13 protein-coding genes and 1 tRNA gene are annotated in these 15,942 nt (G+C 40.3%); 9 read left to right on the top strand and 5 right to left on the bottom strand.

Features of this window, described 5'->3' with window-relative positions; translation table 11 throughout:
• Window positions 1-127 precede the first annotated feature (127 nt).
• A tRNA-Gly gene (locus tag G622_RS0106430) sits at window positions 128-198 on the bottom strand.
• A 108-nt stretch (window positions 199-306) separates the two neighbouring features.
• Between G622_RS0106430 and mscL the strand changes: the two genes are divergently transcribed.
• The gene (gene mscL, locus G622_RS0106425) at window positions 307-789 is read left to right on the top strand and encodes a large conductance mechanosensitive channel protein MscL (protein ID WP_044914822.1); all 483 of its coding nucleotides are present in this window, start codon (window positions 307-309) and stop codon (window positions 787-789) included.
• Window positions 790-907: 118 nt separating this feature from the next.
• Here the strand turns inward: mscL and G622_RS21930 are convergent, their stop codons facing one another.
• The 3 genes from G622_RS21930 to G622_RS24430 form a co-directional block, all read right to left on the bottom strand.
• Entirely contained in the window at window positions 908-1,534 is a 627-nt protein-coding gene (locus G622_RS21930) for a haloacid dehalogenase-like hydrolase (RefSeq protein ID WP_049945720.1), read from the bottom strand.
• Between the two features lie 81 nt (window positions 1,535-1,615).
• On the bottom strand, window positions 1,616-1,792 hold the full coding sequence (locus tag G622_RS26150; RefSeq protein ID WP_196814185.1) for a DUF6472 family protein: 177 nt from the start codon (window positions 1,790-1,792) through the stop codon (window positions 1,616-1,618).
• A gap of 22 nt (window positions 1,793-1,814) precedes the next feature.
• Complete coding sequence (locus G622_RS24430; RefSeq protein WP_049945719.1) at window positions 1,815-3,926, bottom strand: Crp/Fnr family transcriptional regulator; 2,112 nt, start codon at window positions 3,924-3,926, stop codon at window positions 1,815-1,817.
• 346 nt (window positions 3,927-4,272) lie between these two features.
• Between G622_RS24430 and G622_RS24425 the strand changes: the two genes are divergently transcribed.
• The gene (locus G622_RS24425) at window positions 4,273-6,189 is read left to right on the top strand and encodes a putative bifunctional diguanylate cyclase/phosphodiesterase (protein WP_049945718.1); all 1,917 of its coding nucleotides are present in this window, start codon (window positions 4,273-4,275) and stop codon (window positions 6,187-6,189) included.
• 57 nt (window positions 6,190-6,246) lie between these two features.
• On the opposite strand, the gene G622_RS0106400 is transcribed toward G622_RS24425, so the two are convergent.
• A complete protein-coding gene (locus G622_RS0106400; protein WP_044957240.1) occupies window positions 6,247-7,500 on the bottom strand; it encodes a nucleotidyltransferase in 1,254 nt (417 codons plus the stop codon).
• A 29-nt stretch (window positions 7,501-7,529) separates the two neighbouring features.
• Here G622_RS0106400 and G622_RS0106395 point away from each other — a divergent pair, with 29 nt between their 5' ends.
• From G622_RS0106395 to ftsY, 7 genes are all read left to right on the top strand, one after another.
• On the top strand, window positions 7,530-8,723 hold the full coding sequence (locus G622_RS0106395) for an acetate/propionate family kinase (RefSeq protein ID WP_026510014.1): 1,194 nt from the start codon (window positions 7,530-7,532) through the stop codon (window positions 8,721-8,723).
• Between the two features lie 289 nt (window positions 8,724-9,012).
• Window positions 9,013-9,195 carry a 50S ribosomal protein L32 gene (rpmF, locus tag G622_RS0106390; protein WP_026490935.1) on the top strand — a complete coding sequence of 61 codons (183 nt, stop codon included), beginning with the start codon at window positions 9,013-9,015 and terminating at the stop codon, window positions 9,193-9,195.
• Window positions 9,196-9,310: 115 nt separating this feature from the next.
• Window positions 9,311-10,321, top strand: coding sequence for a phosphate acyltransferase PlsX (gene plsX / locus G622_RS0106385; RefSeq protein ID WP_026510013.1), 1,011 nt, complete (start codon window positions 9,311-9,313; stop codon window positions 10,319-10,321).
• Between the two features lie 96 nt (window positions 10,322-10,417).
• Entirely contained in the window at window positions 10,418-10,654 is a 237-nt protein-coding gene (gene acpP, locus G622_RS0106380; protein WP_026510012.1) for an acyl carrier protein, read from the top strand.
• A gap of 106 nt (window positions 10,655-10,760) precedes the next feature.
• On the top strand, window positions 10,761-11,453 hold the full coding sequence (gene rnc, locus G622_RS0106375; protein ID WP_026510011.1) for a ribonuclease III: 693 nt from the start codon (window positions 10,761-10,763) through the stop codon (window positions 11,451-11,453).
• 1 nt (window position 11,454) lies between these two features.
• On the top strand, window positions 11,455-15,012 hold the full coding sequence (gene smc, locus G622_RS0106370) for a chromosome segregation protein SMC (RefSeq protein ID WP_026510010.1): 3,558 nt from the start codon (window positions 11,455-11,457) through the stop codon (window positions 15,010-15,012).
• Entirely contained in the window at window positions 15,012-15,926 is a 915-nt protein-coding gene (gene ftsY, locus G622_RS0106365) for a signal recognition particle-docking protein FtsY (protein WP_026510009.1), read from the top strand. Before smc ends, ftsY begins: the two co-directional genes overlap by 1 nt.
• The last annotated feature ends 16 nt before the right edge of the window (window positions 15,927-15,942 follow it).

The raw sequence follows: 15,942 nt of genomic DNA, 5'->3' as shown, positions 1-15,942 counted from the left end.
CCCGGACTTGTTTTATTATGGGGGGTGAAGTTGATGGTATTGCCGGACTTCTTACAAGGGGAGCGTTGGAAGTGATCTAAGTTCACACGGAAAATAAAAAATGCCCTAGTCATGCGGACTAAGGCACAGCAGAACACGGGAGTCGAACCCGCCTCTTCAGCTTGGGAAGCTGACATACTACCGATGTACTAGTCCTGCAAATAACTATTTAATAATACCCAATATGTGGTATAATTTCAAGAGGTTTGAAGAAAAGTTTCTTTTTTATAATTCACAAATGAATAAAAAATTGAAGGGAGGAGAACAATGGTAGTAGACAAGGAAAAAGCTAAGGAAAAAGGCAAGGGGTTTGCTAATGAATTTCGTGAATTCATAATGCGCGGCAATGTTATGGACCTTGCTGTCGGTGTAATTATCGGAGGAGCATTCCAGGGGATCATTACTTCACTGGTTAATGACATCATTATGCCTGTGATTAGCGTACTTACAGGAGGAATCGATTTCTCTAACTGGTTTGTTGCTCTGGATGGATCTCATTACCCTAACCTTGCAGCAGCTCAGGAAGCAGGAGCAGCTACTCTTAATTATGGTGTGTTCATCACAGCAATTATCAATTTCCTGCTTATGGCTCTTGTTATTTTCTGCATAGTCAAGTCACTTAATAAGCTTAGTGACAAGGTTAAGAAGGAAAAAGAAGAAGAGGCACCTACAACAAAGATCTGCCCTCATTGCCAGAGCGAAATCAACATCAAAGCTACAAAATGCCCTTGCTGCACATCTGATTTATGATTGTAATGCAAAAATACATAGTGACAATATAAAGAAAATGTTAGTCCCGAGTATATATATCTTCAACCGATTATGCGCTTTTTGCAACCGGGGTGAAGTCATTACTCGGGACGTATTATTATATATGGATTTTCCAGCCGGTGTTGAGTTGGCGGCGGACTTCTTTCAGGATGTCATTATCAAGGTGCGGCCAGTCGATAATTTTCTGTGCCTTGTTTACCACAAGATGAGCCTTTTCCGCACATAGTGCAATGGGAGTATCAGAAAGCGAGTCGGAGTAGAAATTCTCAATTACAGGAAAATCACTGTCGATGATATATCTGGCTTTTCCTTTGCCATACATTAGGTTGTTGACAAAAACTCCGGTCTCCCTGTCATAATCTGTTGCGACAAACTTTATGTTCAGCCGCTTTGCTATGGGAGCAATAATACATGTGGGAGAAGCGCTGATGATCAGATCATCGGACCTTTTCTGTTTCAGATACCACTCAGATATGAATTTTTCGTTTTCATCCCAGAATTTTTCAATCTTTTCATCGAAATCATCTATTTTTCCCAAAACGGAAAAGAAATGTCTCATCATAAGATAAGTGGGGATTTTTCCTATTTTGTACAGCACAAGACTTTTGGAAAATGATGGCATGAACGAAAGCCAGAGCTTGGGGTCCCTGTGCATACACCATAATATAAAAGCTACAGTACTGTTTTTACTGTATATTGTTTCGTCGAAGTCATAGACGTTCAAGTAGTTTACCTCTCATAAGAAAGTATTTTTGAGGAGCCATTAGTAAGACCCCATATGAACTATTATAGTTCGATTGCATCCTTACATTTGATGCTTAACAACTTCATACTCGTTGTTATTTTGATAATAGGGGCATTCATTTCTGGAATTACCCATAAGTCTTGCATAATCATCTTCATCCATATCTACGCTGCAGTAGTATGCATCATCATCCTCATCATATTCATAATAATTACATTCATCACATCTAAATTGCATATATATCCTTTCTTAAATAGAACTATTTTTGCAGATAGTCAAACTGATCCAGCAACTCCGTTGGAACTTCATTACCCTCGTTTCTGACCTTCCTTATCATGTTGGAGAGAGGTCTTGCCAGACTTCCGGTGCGGGCGGAATGCTTCTTTATAAGCTCGGAGTAAATTGGACTGTCCACAAGCTTTTCACGGTATTCTCTGGAAAATGGGCAATAAGTAAACAGTATCTCTCTTGAAACCTTATTCAGGCGGGGAGAGGAGTTGGATTCAAACTTGATGTAACTGATATAATCTGCAATAAACACATTTTTAAAATTGTTACTGTATCGTTTTAAATCTCCCCTGAGCTTTTCCTTCATATCTGTTGATAGTGAATGATTCTTTTTATAGAACTGGAGATAATCGCAAAACATTGATGTCAGGGATGGATCAGTCACATCATTCCAGTGAACACCCTGCATGGTCTTGCACATTTCCCACCTGAATTCGCCGCACAGACGTATCATAACATCCTCAAGAGTCTCCGTGTTGAAAATAGAAATGATAAATCTTGCGGGAGTGGTTCTTCTCTTGCCCTCTATTTCCTGCCAGAGAGAAGCACGGCTTCCCATATTTGGCATTAGTATAGTATAAGGCATAATGTCTTCGTCGACAAATGCCTGAGTGATTCCTATTTCGGGATTGGAATAAATGGTCTGCCTGCAAAACAGAGAAAAATCTATGGTTTTTATAGATTCATAGAAATCATTAATTCTCTGAGTGGTGATATAAGCGCTCTCGAGTGGACGTATTACATTTTCAGCGTCAAAAACGGGAACAAAAGTGGTCGGCCTTCCGAAGGTCATTCTGTTTCCAAGAGCAAAAAGATTTTTTATTTCGAACTTAAGTCTTTCTAAGGGATTCAGTTTCATGAATTCCATCTGTTCTTCGGAAATTTCGCCGTTTGTTTTAAGCGTTCTCAGTGCAGTGAAATAATCCTCATCAAACTCATTCCTGGAGGGCTCAAGCTCCATGGAATATATTTTTTTTAACCATTCATAGATGGTAACAACACGGCCTTCGGGATCGGGTGTATAGGTTTTCATAAGGGCATAGAGCTGCCTTGTGTTTTCAAGCCCTGCGAGATTTTCATCGACAAAACCAAACATTAGAAACATCATTATTTCTGATGGAACATGGGGGTCCTTCAGGCTTCTTAAAAAGACAGCGGTGTAGATGCTGTAGAAATCTTTGGCAACATTTCTTCTAAGGAGCCTGCTTTCATCGGTAGTATCGTTTCTGACCGGTGAATTCTTGAATTCAGTGACAGCCTTTTTGAAGTTTTCTGTTACTTCTTCATCGGTATCTGCATATTGCAATATGGTATTGAGGGCATTGTGAATATCTATGCTCAAGACACCGTCATCAGAGCCGTTTCTCTTAAGGTCATCCGACTTTGCTTTTGCAAGCTGCATTGTCTGATAGAATTTACCGGTTTCTTTCTGAAAACCGCGTTTATATTCCCAAAGCTTGTCCCTGCAGGCAGAAATAAAACTCAGGGCTTCTACGGCATTCATAATAAAGCCGTTTGCTATATCGGAAGAGCAGCAATAGCAGGCCTTTTTCATAAGATCCTCTTTGGAGTTCAGACTTCTGAAATACTTTTCCTGCCATTCGCTTAGGGCATACTCTTTTACCGGAGGCTCAATGTCATCAAGCTCCGGGAAAGTCTCTATATCCATTCCTACAGAAACTGCCATCATGGGATAACTTGCTCTGTCTGTGTCTAATCGGTCATATTCTGATTGAATCGTTTCATAGTCATCATTGTATTTATCAAGACTGAGAACGACGGTTTTTACGGATTGAGCCGCCAGAATGGGCGCTATTTTGGGATTGCATTTTACTACTTTATATATGTCACTAATATCTGTAAAAGTGTATGAGAAGATGGAGGAATCCTCATTGGCAGAATAGGTGAAAATATATTCAGCTCCGGGTTTTTCGGCAACACCCAGTATGCCACCGGTGCCAATTGTGATTGACTGGCCATTGGCTGAAACAGAAACGGAGCCTTTTACGACGATTTCCAATGATTCTACTTTATCCCCGGATCTATGTATAACCTGATTGGAATTAAGAGTTATAAGTCCCATAACACTCCTTTAAAAGTGATAAAATGAACAAAACTTTTAGCCTATAGCTATAATCATTATAAACGAATTTTTGATAGTAATTTATTAAAGTTTGGTAAATATATTTGGAATTCATTAGAAAAAACAGGGTGCTTGGAAAAAAAATAACTTGAAATGGCATTTATAAAATTATATATTATAATTAACAAGGGAGGAGAATGGAGTACATTTTGTACTCCAACTTCTCTTTTTTTATTTTACCGGAGTACTTAGCGAGTTTACCCTGGTCGAATTATGAAAATTCTTAGTTTCGCCTGATTCCCTCTGTGGAGGCGATTTTTTTGTATTGATTAGATAGAGGAAAAGTATGCAGTTCTCTTACCAGTTTGATGTTGCCGGTATAATGGTAATACTTACTAGTTTAACATGTGCATGGATCCGACCCAAACTAATGAAGAACTTCGGATTTAACTTAAAGCTTCTGATTTGTTCTGCAATAGTTTACAACGTGTTGGATTCATTAACTGTTATTCTACTAAAAATTGCAAAGCCGGAATCATATTATTTTACATATGTGATGCTGCTTATCTATTTCTGCGTGCTGTATCTGATACCGTATTGTGCGACACGGTACTTTTACCAATTATGCGGCGAAGAAGGCAATCTCCTCCTTCTGAGAGGGGCTCTTGCTGTTATGATTTTTTTCGCTACATTTGGCAATATTTTCTTTAATTTTTTGTTTTTCCTTGATAAGGAAACCATGTCCTACAGCCATGGAACGATGATGTGGGTTACCTTTGTCTATTATATGCTCTGCGCTACTCTTGTGGGACATTGTGCGGTCAAACATTCAAGGTATCTTGGTAAAGTAAGGAAAAGACTTCTAATAACAGTTTTCTTTATAACCATTTTAAATCTCTTTTATCAGGCAGCTTTTCCTGAGGAATCCCTGACAGGTCTTGTAATAGCTCTTGCACTTGCCATGTTTATTGTTGTTTTCTGTTTTGTTGATGTTACGGTTGATGAGCTGACAGGACTTAATAACAAGACGGGATTTATCAGATCCTGTGACGAGCTCATGCATCAGCAGAGCATGGAAGGTTATTCCATGGTTAAAATTCAGATTTATCATATGCAGGAGCTGAATGAGAGAACCGGTATGGAAAATGGTGACCGTGTGCTCAACATTCTTGCGGAAAATATTGAAGAGTGTGTCAATAAAGCAAAGCATAAAGCTGTGTGTGGAAGAATAGGCGGTGATACTTTTGCAGTGCTGACAGATGAGGAGGTTTCTATAAGCACAATAGCCAGTTCGGATATAACAGAAGCTATTCAGAATCCTCTTACGGGGCTTGATTATGCTGTGTCTTTTTATGCAGGTGTGTACAGGCTCGAAGAAGGGGACAAGGATATAGATAAAATGCTTGATCATGCGGGATATGCACTAAAATGGGTATCCGGTAATTTCAAGACAAATGTGGCATTTTATGATGATGATATACGAAAAGAGGATGAGCATAGAAAGATAGTAGAACAGAGGGTCAGAGGGGCTATTCTGGACAGAGAGTTCAAGGTCTATCTGCAGCCTGTGTGTGACACGATGACCAGACAGCGAATCAGTGCAGAGGCACTTGTAAGGTGGATTGATTCAAAAAATCAGATGATCAATCCTTCAGATTTTATTCCTATTTTGGAAAAAAACGGCTTTATCACAGAGCTTGATCTTTATGTGCTAGAGGAAGTCTGCAGAATGCTTCGTGACTGGATTAATCAGGGAGCGTCTGTTGTTCCGGTATCTGTCAATTTCTCAAGAGTTGATGTTGATCATCATGGCATAGTTGAAGAAATTGTAGCAGTTGTTGATAAATACGGACTTGATCATAAGCTTATAAAAATAGAGCTTACTGAAAGCGCTTTTAATGACAATATGGACAGTATCATAAAAATGCTGTCCAAGCTTAGAAGTTATGGCTTTGTGATAATGATGGATGACTTTGGAAGCGGATATTCCAATCTTAATATGTTTAAGGATCTTCCTGTTGATGTTGTCAAGATTGATATGTACTTCCTTAGAAATATTGAAAACAGTGAGAAGGGAATGATAGTCCTTGAGTCAGTGGTACAGATGGCTAAGAGACTGGGACTGAAAATTGTAGTAGAGGGTGTTGAAACCCAGGAGCAATATGATTACATAAGAAAACTCCACTGCGAAATGATACAGGGATTCTATTTTGCAAAGCCTATGCCTTCGGAAGTATTCTCTGATCAGGTGACAGCAGGTTAAAACCGGCGGGAAACATTTTGGAGTATCAAAAAGATGACAATATAGCTGCCAAATGATTCAGCGGCTAATTGTGATAAGTGTTTTGGCATATTCATTTATGGTTTCTCTACTGTTTATAAGGTCATAAATATTTGATGAAACTATCGTCTCTGAAAGAAGAGAGTACTCTTCTTCTGATAGTGCTTTATATGCATCAGAGAGTTTAGAAATTACAGGGATGCGGGAGCATTCCTGAATTTTTTTTAAAAGCGGGGATGCGTTTTTATTAAGCCCCAGAATTCTTGCATAGGAAGTAAAAGAATCCTTATCTTTTACATAAAGAGACATGTTTTCCTTTGTAAGTCCGAGAAGAATATGTAACAGAGCACGACTTATCCTTGTATAGGTAAGGTCCTTTGATTTCAGCTTATCGGTGAAGCCTGTAATTGATGAAAAACTGCGAATATTGGCATTTATCTTATCTGAAAAATCTGAGGATACATCGAGATATTTATCAAATCCGGCATTTTTTTCAGATATAAGCTTATAGTGAAGGAGCGTTGAAAAATTATCAGGAGTACAGATTTTCAGCGCCTTACTTTCGCAAAGCTCTTTTAATAGGTCAAATACCCCGGTGGGAAGCTGGCTCTTAAGATTATTTACAGAAGCACTGATATCTGCATTGTCTTCGATTAAGCTCCTAAGAGCTTTTGCGGATGCAAACACATCAGGATTATCTGAGATGGTATCTTCAGAGTAGGAGGCTCCTTCTCTTTTTATACAAAAAGGAACCATACTGCTTTTTTGTATGGTGAGAGCTTTTATATATTCCGTTCCAAGTATATCGTTTGGCTCTGAGAGAAAAGATGCATCTTCTCCAAGATACGCAGATAAAGCGGCAGCTCTGGCAACCGCGTAGTTTTTTCCTGATTTCAGATTTTCCTTAATCATAGCTGAAAAATCTGAAGGTTCATTTGCAAGGACAGTTGATATTTTTTGGAGAGCTTCGATATTACCTGACTCTGAGCCAAAGCCAAGATAATCGATGCAATCCAGTTTATCAAGTATGGAAATGGCTCCTCCGGCGAAAAATTCTGCGCTGGATGTGCTATAATATATTGGCAACTCTAAAATGAGGTCAGCTCCACATGAAAGGGCCATTTTAGTTCTTGTGTATTTATCGAAAATTGCAGGAGCGCCACGCTGAGTGAAATCTCCGCTCATTATAATGACAGCATAATCTGACCCGGTCTGCTCTTTGAGCGCGCGGATCAGGTATTCGTGTCCCTTGTGGAAAGGATTAAATTCAGCTATAATTCCTACAGTCTTCATAAAAAATATAATATCATGGAGGTTTAATAATGAAAATACTGGTTATCAATTGCGGTAGTTCTTCCCTTAAGTTTCAGCTTATAGATTCTGAAACTGAGAAGGTAATCGGAAAGGGGCTTTGTGAGAGAATCGGCATCGACGGCAGGATCAGTTTTACTCCCGGTGATGGTGATAAGATTACAAAGGATACAGCAATTCCTGATCATAACCGCGCAATAGAACTGGTTATAGAAGCACTCACAGATTCAGAGACAGGAGTTATCAGTTCACTTTCAGAGATTGGCGCCGTAGGACACAGAATCGTACATGGCGGTGAGAAATTCACTAAGTCTGTAGTAATTGATGAGGAAGTAATAAAGGCAATTGAGGAAGTTTCAGATCTTGCACCGCTTCACAATCCAGCTAACCTCATTGGGATAAGAGCATGCCAGAAGTCCATGCCGGGTGTTCCCATGGTGGCTGTTTTTGATACTGCTTTCCATCAGACCATGCCTGAGGAAGCATATCTTTATGGAATACCTTATTCATTTTATGAGAAGTATAAGATCCGCAGATATGGTTTCCACGGAACAAGCCATTCTTATGTAAGCAAGAAAGCAGCTGAAATGCTTGGAAAAGATTACGGCGATCTTAAGACTATTGTTTGTCATCTTGGAAACGGAGCATCAGTATCAGCAGTTAAAAACGGTAAATGCGTAGACACTTCAATGGGTCTTACTCCTCTTGAAGGACTTATCATGGGAACCAGAAGTGGTGACATCGATCCTTCAGTAGTTGAGTTTATTATGAAAAAGGAAAAATGTGACGCAGCTGAAGCTGAGAATATTCTGAATAAAAAGTCAGGTGTTTACGGACTTTCAGGTAATGTATCCTCAGATTTCCGTGATCTTGAGGACGGTTACAATAACGGCGACGAGGGATGTATCAGAGCAATCAATACTTTCTGCTACCGTGTTTCAAAATATATTGGTGCTTATGCCGCAGCAATGGATGGAGTTGACTGCATATGCTTTACTGCAGGCGTAGGTGAGAATGGACCTCTTGTAAGAAATATCATCTGTGAGAGACTCGGATTTTTGGGAGTTGAGCTTGATAAGGAAGCTAATGAGGTTCACGGAAAAGAAAAGATTGTATCAACTGATGCTTCCAAGGTGAAGATTCTTGTTGTTCCTACAAACGAAGAACTTGCCATTGCCAGAGATACTAACGAACTTTGCAGGTAATGAGTTACTGTTCAGACAGCTCTGCGCACTTGCTGCGCTGAGCGTGAGAATGTTCTACGTCTTGAATATAGGATTTGCCCCTTTGCCGAAGGCAACTGGAATGGGCAAATCCAGTTGCTGTGAGCACCGTAAGGTGTGAACAGTAACGGTAATGAAGCGATTTGAGATGAATTAATATTTTTTTCATTGACAATATGTGAATTAGTGCATATAATAGCAAGAGTGTGTTGACAAATGCAAATGACCATTTATGGTTCATGATATGAACGCTGTAAGGAGGTGTTACCGAATGTCTATCTGCCCGAAGAATAAGTCTTCTAAGGGTCACAGAGACCAGAGAAGAGCAAACTGGAAAATGACTGCTCCCACACTGGTTAAGTGCAGCCACTGTGGCGCGCTTATGCAGCCTCACAAGGTATGCAAAAAATGTGGCTACTACAACAAGAAGAGCGTTGTAGCTAACGAAGATTGATAATCATTATGAACATATCAAACCCGGGATTCTTATGAGTCTCGGGTTTGTTGCTTTTTATTATGTTTTTTAGTAAACTTTTGTCAAACATTTTTAATTAGATTGGGGAGTAACAATGGCTGATTATGTAAGAGTTGCAGTTGATGCAATGGGAGGAGATAATGCCCCCTTTGAAATTGTCAAGGGCGCAATTGAAGCACTGCAGGAATCTGACAGGCTTAAGATTTTTCTCGTGGGTAAGGAACAGGTTGTTAAGGACGAACTTTCAAAATATACTTATGATGCTGACAGAGTAGAAGTAGTCAATGCTGAAGAAGTTATTGAGATGGCAGAGCCTCCGGTAATGGCTATCAGAACCAAGAAGGATTCTTCTATAGTCAAGGCCATGTTTCTTGTAAAGCACGGAGAGTGTGATGCATATGTATCTGCCGGAAGTACAGGAGCTACCCTGGTAGGCGGACAGGTTATAATCGGAAGAATCAAAGGGGTCGAGAGATCACCTCTTGCACCGCTTATTCCCACACAGAACGGTGTATCACTTCTTATTGACTGTGGTGCTAATGTTGATGCGAGACCTTCTCATCTGGTTCAGTTTGCAAAGATGGGATCTGTTTATATGGAGAACTTCTGCGGCGTTAAAAATCCTAAGGTAGGAATTGTAAATATCGGTGCCGAGGAGGAAAAAGGTAATGCACTTGTAAAGGAGACCTTCCCTCTTTTGAAGAATTGTCCCGATATTAATTTCATCGGTTCAGTAGAAGCAAGAGATATTCCTCTGGGAGTCGCTGACGTAATTGTTTGTGAAGCTTTCACCGGAAATGTTGTACTGAAGATGTATGAAGGTGTTGCTACTACACTTCTTAAAGTGGTAAAGCAGGGACTTATGAGCAATCTCAGAGCCAAAATCGGAGGACTTTTGATAAAGCCTACTCTTAAGAAGGTTCTAAAAGACTATGACATGGATCAGTATGGCGGAGCACCTATGCTTGGACTTACCGGACTGGTGGTAAAAACTCATGGAAGTGCCAAGTCTGTAGAGGTTAAGAACAGTATTTTACAGTGTGTAACCTTTATGGAACAGAATATTGCAGAAAAGATTAAAGAGTCTATTACATCAGAATCGTAAAAAATACTTGTAAAGGAACTATATATGGTATTATAGTTTTATAACATGGATATTTTCTGTGAAATAGTTATAAAGATTTAAAGGAATGGAGAAGTTATGGAATTCGAAAAACTGAAGGAAGTTATTGCTAACGTATTAAATGTTGATGTGGATGAGATCACAATGGACACAACATTTACAGATGATCTTGGTGCAGATTCACTTGATGTATTCCAGATTATTATGGGCATTGAAGATGAGTTTGACGTAAAAATTGATGCAGAACTTGCTGAGAAGATTTCTACAGTAGGTGAGGCAGTAGAGCTTCTGAAAAAGGCCAGAAACGAAGGCTGATAGGTTCATAATATTGACTAGAAGGTGATATGGAGCAGAGCTCACCAGTTTGCTTTGCGTCATATCACTTTGTTGTTTTTAGCAAGAGTTAATAGAGGAGATTTCTATGATAGGCGATAATGAACTTAATGATTTACAGGAAAAAATCGGATATCATTTCAAGGATAAAAATCTTTTACTCCAGGCACTGACACACAGTTCTTTTGCAAATGAACAAAGAATCAATAAGCGTGGGGATTATGAGAGGCTTGAGTTTTTAGGTGATGCGGTACTGGAGCTGGTATCAAGTCATTATCTTTTTAAGACTTACCCTGAAAAAAGAGAAGGTGAGATGACTAAAATGAGAGCAGCTATGGTTTGCGAACCTGCTCTTGCTTATTGTGCAGCTGCAATTCATCTTGAAAAATATCTCATTCTTGGTAAGGGCGAAGAGGCTACAGGCGGCCGTTACAGAGAATCAATTATTTCGGATGTAATGGAGGCTATTATCGGCGCTATCTATCTTGATAGTGGAATAGATGCTGCCAGGGCTCATATAGAGAAATTTATTTTGGATAATCCCGAGGAAAAACAGATTTTTTATGACAGCAAATCAGTCCTTCAGGAGCTTGTGCAGAAGGACAGTACCGCAGAACTCAGATATGAAATTTGTGGCGAAAAAGGACCTGAGCATGATAAAATATTCGAAGCTGCGGTTTTCGTAGGTGATAAAAAATTGGGAGAGGGGTCAGGAAGGACTAAAAAAGCAGCTGAGCAGAAGGCTGCATATCAGGCTATCCTGGAACTGAAAAAAGAGTAAGATGTATTTAAAAAGCATTGAAATTCACGGCTTTAAGTCGTTTGCAAACAAGATAAAGCTTGAATTCCATAATGGTATTTCCGGAATTGTGGGACCTAATGGTTCAGGTAAAAGTAATGTTGCGGATGCTGTGAGATGGGTTCTCGGTGAACAGAGAATTAAGCAGCTCCGCGGCGGTACTATGCAGGATGTAATCTTTGCGGGAACGGAGCTGAGGAAACCCTTAGGCTACGCTTATGTCGCTATAACGCTTGATAATTCAGATCATGCGCTTCCTATTGAATATGATGAAGTAACTGTCTCCAGAAGGCTTTATCGCTCAGGAGAGAGTGAATATATGATCAATGGTAACTCATGCCGTCTTAAAGATGTCAATGAGCTTTTCTTTGATACAGGTATCGGTAAAGAGGGTTACTCTATTATCGGACAGGGCCAGATCGACCAAATTCTGTCCAGTAAGCCTGAAGACAGGCGAAATCTTTTTGATGAAGCGGCAGGTATCGTTAAGTTCAAATCCCGTAAGGATACTGCAGTTAAAAAGCTTGAGCAGGAGAAGCAGAATCTCACCCGTGTAAATGACATACTCTCAGAGCTTGAGAAACAGGTTGAGCCTTTGGAAAAGCAGTCAGAAGTTGCAAAGGTATATTTAAAACATAAGGAAGAACTGAAGACACTTGATGTAAACATGTTCCTTCTGGAAAATAATGCTCAGAAAAAGACTTTGGAAGAGTCTGAGGAGAATCTCAAGATAGCATCCAAAAATCTTGAAGAAGCCAGGACCAGGTATGCTGACACTAAGAACCAGTATGAGGAGATTCAGGTTGAACTGGAAGGGCTGGATCACGATATTGAGGAGGCCAGAGCCAAGATTACCGATACTTCCGTCATGAGGGAAAAGCTTGAAGGTCAGATCGGTATCATGAATGAGCAGATTCGTTCAGCCACAAATGAGGCGGAGCATTTTGAAAAAAGAAAAACTGACGAAGAAGCCAGAATCGCTGAAAAAGAAAAGGAAAGAGAGAAGGTTCTTCTTGTTAAGAATGAAATTGACAAGGAACTTGAAGGGTTATCAGCTGACAGACAGGAAGCAAGGAAAAAGCTTGATGGCATAATATCTCAGATCAGCGAAATCAATAATGAAATTGAAAACTGCAAGAGCAGGATCATAGAGACTCTGGGTGAGCGTTCTACCATAAAATCAAAGCTTAGCTCACTTGATACAAGGCAGGAGCAGATAAATATCAGGAAGGCGGAACTTACCGGAAAACTCGTCAAGGCAAGATCCGATGAATCTCAGCAGGAAGAGATCATAAAGAAATTACAGGCTGAATTCGACCAGATTACAGATGAAATCCGCTCAATGAATACCAGGAAAAAGGATTCAGAGAATGAGCTTAATGGTATCAGAGATAAGCTTTCTCAGAAGGATGCGAAGCTTCGCGAGGTTCAAAATCTCTATACACAGCAAAAGTCCAAGCTTGAAGCACTAAGTAACCTTACAGAGCGCTATGAAGGCTATGGCGGCAGTGTTAAGAAGGTAATGGAGCGCAAGGATGAGAATCCGGGAATTATCGGTGTTGTTGCTGATATCATTAAAACACAGCCAAAATATGAGACGGCTATTGAAATAGCCCTTGGCGGTAATATTCAGAATATCGTAACGGATGATGAAGATACTGCTAAGGATATGATTGAATACCTCAAAAAGACCAGAGCCGGAAGAGCTACATTCCTTCCGCTTACAAGTATCAGGGATCCTCAGGAATTCAAGGCCCAGGAGGCACTTGGTGAAAAGGGTGTGCTTGGTATGGCTGATGAACTGGTTGATACTGAGGAGAGATACAGAAGTGTTGCCAAGGCGATGCTTGGAAGAATAGTGGTTGTCGATACAGTAGATAACGCTGTTAAGATTGCCAGAAAATATAAATATACTATCAGAATGGTTACTCTTGAGGGAGAACTTCTGGTTCCGGGTGGTGCCATCAGTGGTGGTACGTTCAGGAACAACTCCAATCTTCTCGGAAGAAGAAGAGAGATGGAGGACCTTGAGAAGAACACCAAAAAGTGTAAAGAGGACATCTCTCTTTTACAAAAAGAAATAGAGAGCACCAAAAATCGTAGAAACGAGCTGCGTGTAACGATTGAGGAATTAAGAAATACTCTCCAGACAAAATTTATCGAGCAGAATACTGCAAGAATAAACGTGGAGAATGAGAAGGAGAGACAGAGTCAGCAGAAAGGTAACTATTCTGATCTTAAAGCTGAGAATGAATCAATTGAGCAGCAGATGGTTGATATCAGGAAAGAACGCACTGAGTATACAGAGGCGCTTGAACTTTCCGAGAAGACTGAGAAGGATGAAGCTCAGAAGGTATCTGATTATCAGGTAAAACTTGAAGGCCTTCATACTGAAGAGGAGAAGGAATCGGAGAATGTATCCTCATGGGATATTGAGTATGAGAAGATACTTCAGAAGGAAACCTTTGAGCAGCAGAATCTTGATCGTATAAACAGCGAGATAAATGGTGAAAAGGCAGCTCTTGAGGAAATCCTTGAATCCATAAAGAAAAATAATGAAATCCTTACTCAGAGGAAGAAGGATATTGAAGAAATAAGGCTCACGATTGAGAGTTCAAAGGATGTGCAGACTGATGTAAGCAAAGAGCTTGAAGTTAAAAGGGCAAGAAAGGAAGAACTCACTGCTTCCCAGAAGAATTTCTTTAAGCTGACCGAAGAACTGAATCAGACCATGAATGGTCTCGATAAGGAAGTTACAAGGCTTGGTGCAAGATGTGAGCGTGCAAGAGAGTCCATCGAAACTCAGATCAATTATATGTGGGATGAGTATGAGATTACTCTCACGGATGCTGCAAGCTTAAGAGATGAAGAGATGACGGATATGTCTGCCATGAAAAAGCAGATAGCCACACTAAAGGATGCCATCAGAAAGCTGGGAGATGTCAACGTCAACGCCATCGAGGATTATAGAATCCTGATGGAGCGATACACATTCCTGAAGACTCAGCATGATGACCTTGTAACTGCTGAGCAGCAGCTTAGAGAAATAATTACCGAACTTGATGAATCCATGAGAAAGCAGTTCATGGAAGAATTCACCAAGATTCAGACAGAGTTTGATAAAGTATTTAAGGAAATGTTTGGAGGCGGAAAAGGAACCCTGGAGCTTGTAGAGGATGAGGATATCCTTGAAGCAGGTATCAGAATCAATGCCCAGCCTCCGGGAAAGAAGCTTGTTAACATGATGCAGCTTTCCGGTGGTGAGAAGGCACTTGCAGCGATAGCGCTTCTTTTCGCAATTCAGAATCTTAAGCCTTCACCATTCTGCCTGCTTGATGAGATTGAGGCGGCCCTTGATGAAAACAACGTTGTGAGATTTGCTCATTATCTGCATAAGCTTAAGTCAACACAGTTTATTGTAATTACCCATAGGCGTGGTACAATGGAAAGTGCTGACAGGCTTTATGGTATTACCATGCAGGAGAAGGGCGTATCAACGCTTGTAAGTGTTAATTTGATTGATAAGGAGCTAACTGATTAATGGCTAACAGTTTCTTTGAGAGACTATCCAATGGTCTGACAAAAACTAAAGAAGGCGTAGTAAAAGGAATAAACAATGTTCTTAGTAATTTCTCAACAGTGGATGAAGAGTTTTACGAGGAACTTGAAGAGACCCTGATCATGGGGGACATTGGAATCAATGCCACCAGCAGGATTATGGACAAGCTCAGAGAGCAGGTCAGAGATAATCATATTACCGATACCTGGGCATGCAAGACACTTCTTATTTCCAACATCCGTGAACAGATGAAGACGGATGAGGAGACTTATGAGTTTGAGAATCATAAGACAGTTATCTTTGTTATAGGAGTAAACGGCGTAGGTAAAACAACTTCTGTCGGGAAGCTTGCTGCTTTGTACAGAAGAAGTGGTAAGAAGGTCCTTGTGGCTGCAGCTGATACCTACAGAGCCGGCGCGACTGAGCAGCTAAGGGAATGGACCGAGCGTGCACAGGTGCCTCTTATTGCAGGCAGAGACGGCGCGGATCCCGCCAGTGTTATATATGATGCGGTTTCAGCTTTCAGATCAAGAGACTGCGATATTTTGATCATAGATACTGCAGGACGACTTCATAATAAGAAGAATCTTATGGAAGAGCTTGCTAAGATGAACAGGATTCTTGATAAAGAGCTTCCGGATGTTCACAGAGAGAACTTTATCGTTCTTGATGGTACCACAGGACAGAATGCCATTTCCCAGGCAAGAGAATTCGGTGAAGTTGCTGATCTTACAGGCATTGTTCTCACAAAGCTTGATGGTACGGCAAAGGGAGGAATAGCAGTAGCAATCGTATCAGAACTCAATATTCCTGTTAAGTATATTGGGGTAGGAGAGAGTCTGGAAGATTTGGAGAGATTTAATTCGAACCAGTTTGTTGATGCATTATTTGCCTGAAAAACTGTTATGAATT

Source organism: Butyrivibrio sp. LC3010, from assembly GCF_000424385.1.
In the GTDB taxonomy this organism is placed as follows: Bacteria; Bacillota; Clostridia; order Lachnospirales; family Lachnospiraceae; genus Butyrivibrio.
The sequence above is the reverse complement of the archived record's forward strand: the minus strand, read 5'-3'. Positions and strand labels throughout refer to the sequence as shown.

Bases quoted from the DNA above. Each gene is read 5' to 3' on its own strand.
- rnc (WP_026510011.1), top strand. From the start codon at position 10,761: ATGATAGGCGATAATGAACTTAATGATTTACAGGAAAAAATCGGATAT.
- smc (WP_026510010.1), top strand. From the start codon at position 11,455: ATGTATTTAAAAAGCATTGAAATTCACGGCTTTAAGTCGTTTGCAAAC.
- rpmF (WP_026490935.1), top strand. From the start codon at position 9,013: ATGTCTATCTGCCCGAAGAATAAGTCTTCTAAGGGTCACAGAGACCAG.
- G622_RS24430 (WP_049945719.1), bottom strand. From the start codon at position 3,926: ATGGGACTTATAACTCTTAATTCCAATCAGGTTATACATAGATCCGGG.
- acpP (WP_026510012.1), top strand. From the start codon at position 10,418: ATGGAATTCGAAAAACTGAAGGAAGTTATTGCTAACGTATTAAATGTT.
- G622_RS0106395 (WP_026510014.1), top strand. From the start codon at position 7,530: ATGAAAATACTGGTTATCAATTGCGGTAGTTCTTCCCTTAAGTTTCAG.
- mscL (WP_044914822.1), top strand. From the start codon at position 307: ATGGTAGTAGACAAGGAAAAAGCTAAGGAAAAAGGCAAGGGGTTTGCT.
- G622_RS0106400 (WP_044957240.1), bottom strand. From the start codon at position 7,500: ATGAAGACTGTAGGAATTATAGCTGAATTTAATCCTTTCCACAAGGGA.
- G622_RS26150 (WP_196814185.1), bottom strand. From the start codon at position 1,792: ATGCAATTTAGATGTGATGAATGTAATTATTATGAATATGATGAGGAT.
- G622_RS24425 (WP_049945718.1), top strand. From the start codon at position 4,273: ATGCAGTTCTCTTACCAGTTTGATGTTGCCGGTATAATGGTAATACTT.
- ftsY (WP_026510009.1), top strand. From the start codon at position 15,012: ATGGCTAACAGTTTCTTTGAGAGACTATCCAATGGTCTGACAAAAACT.
- plsX (WP_026510013.1), top strand. From the start codon at position 9,311: ATGGCTGATTATGTAAGAGTTGCAGTTGATGCAATGGGAGGAGATAAT.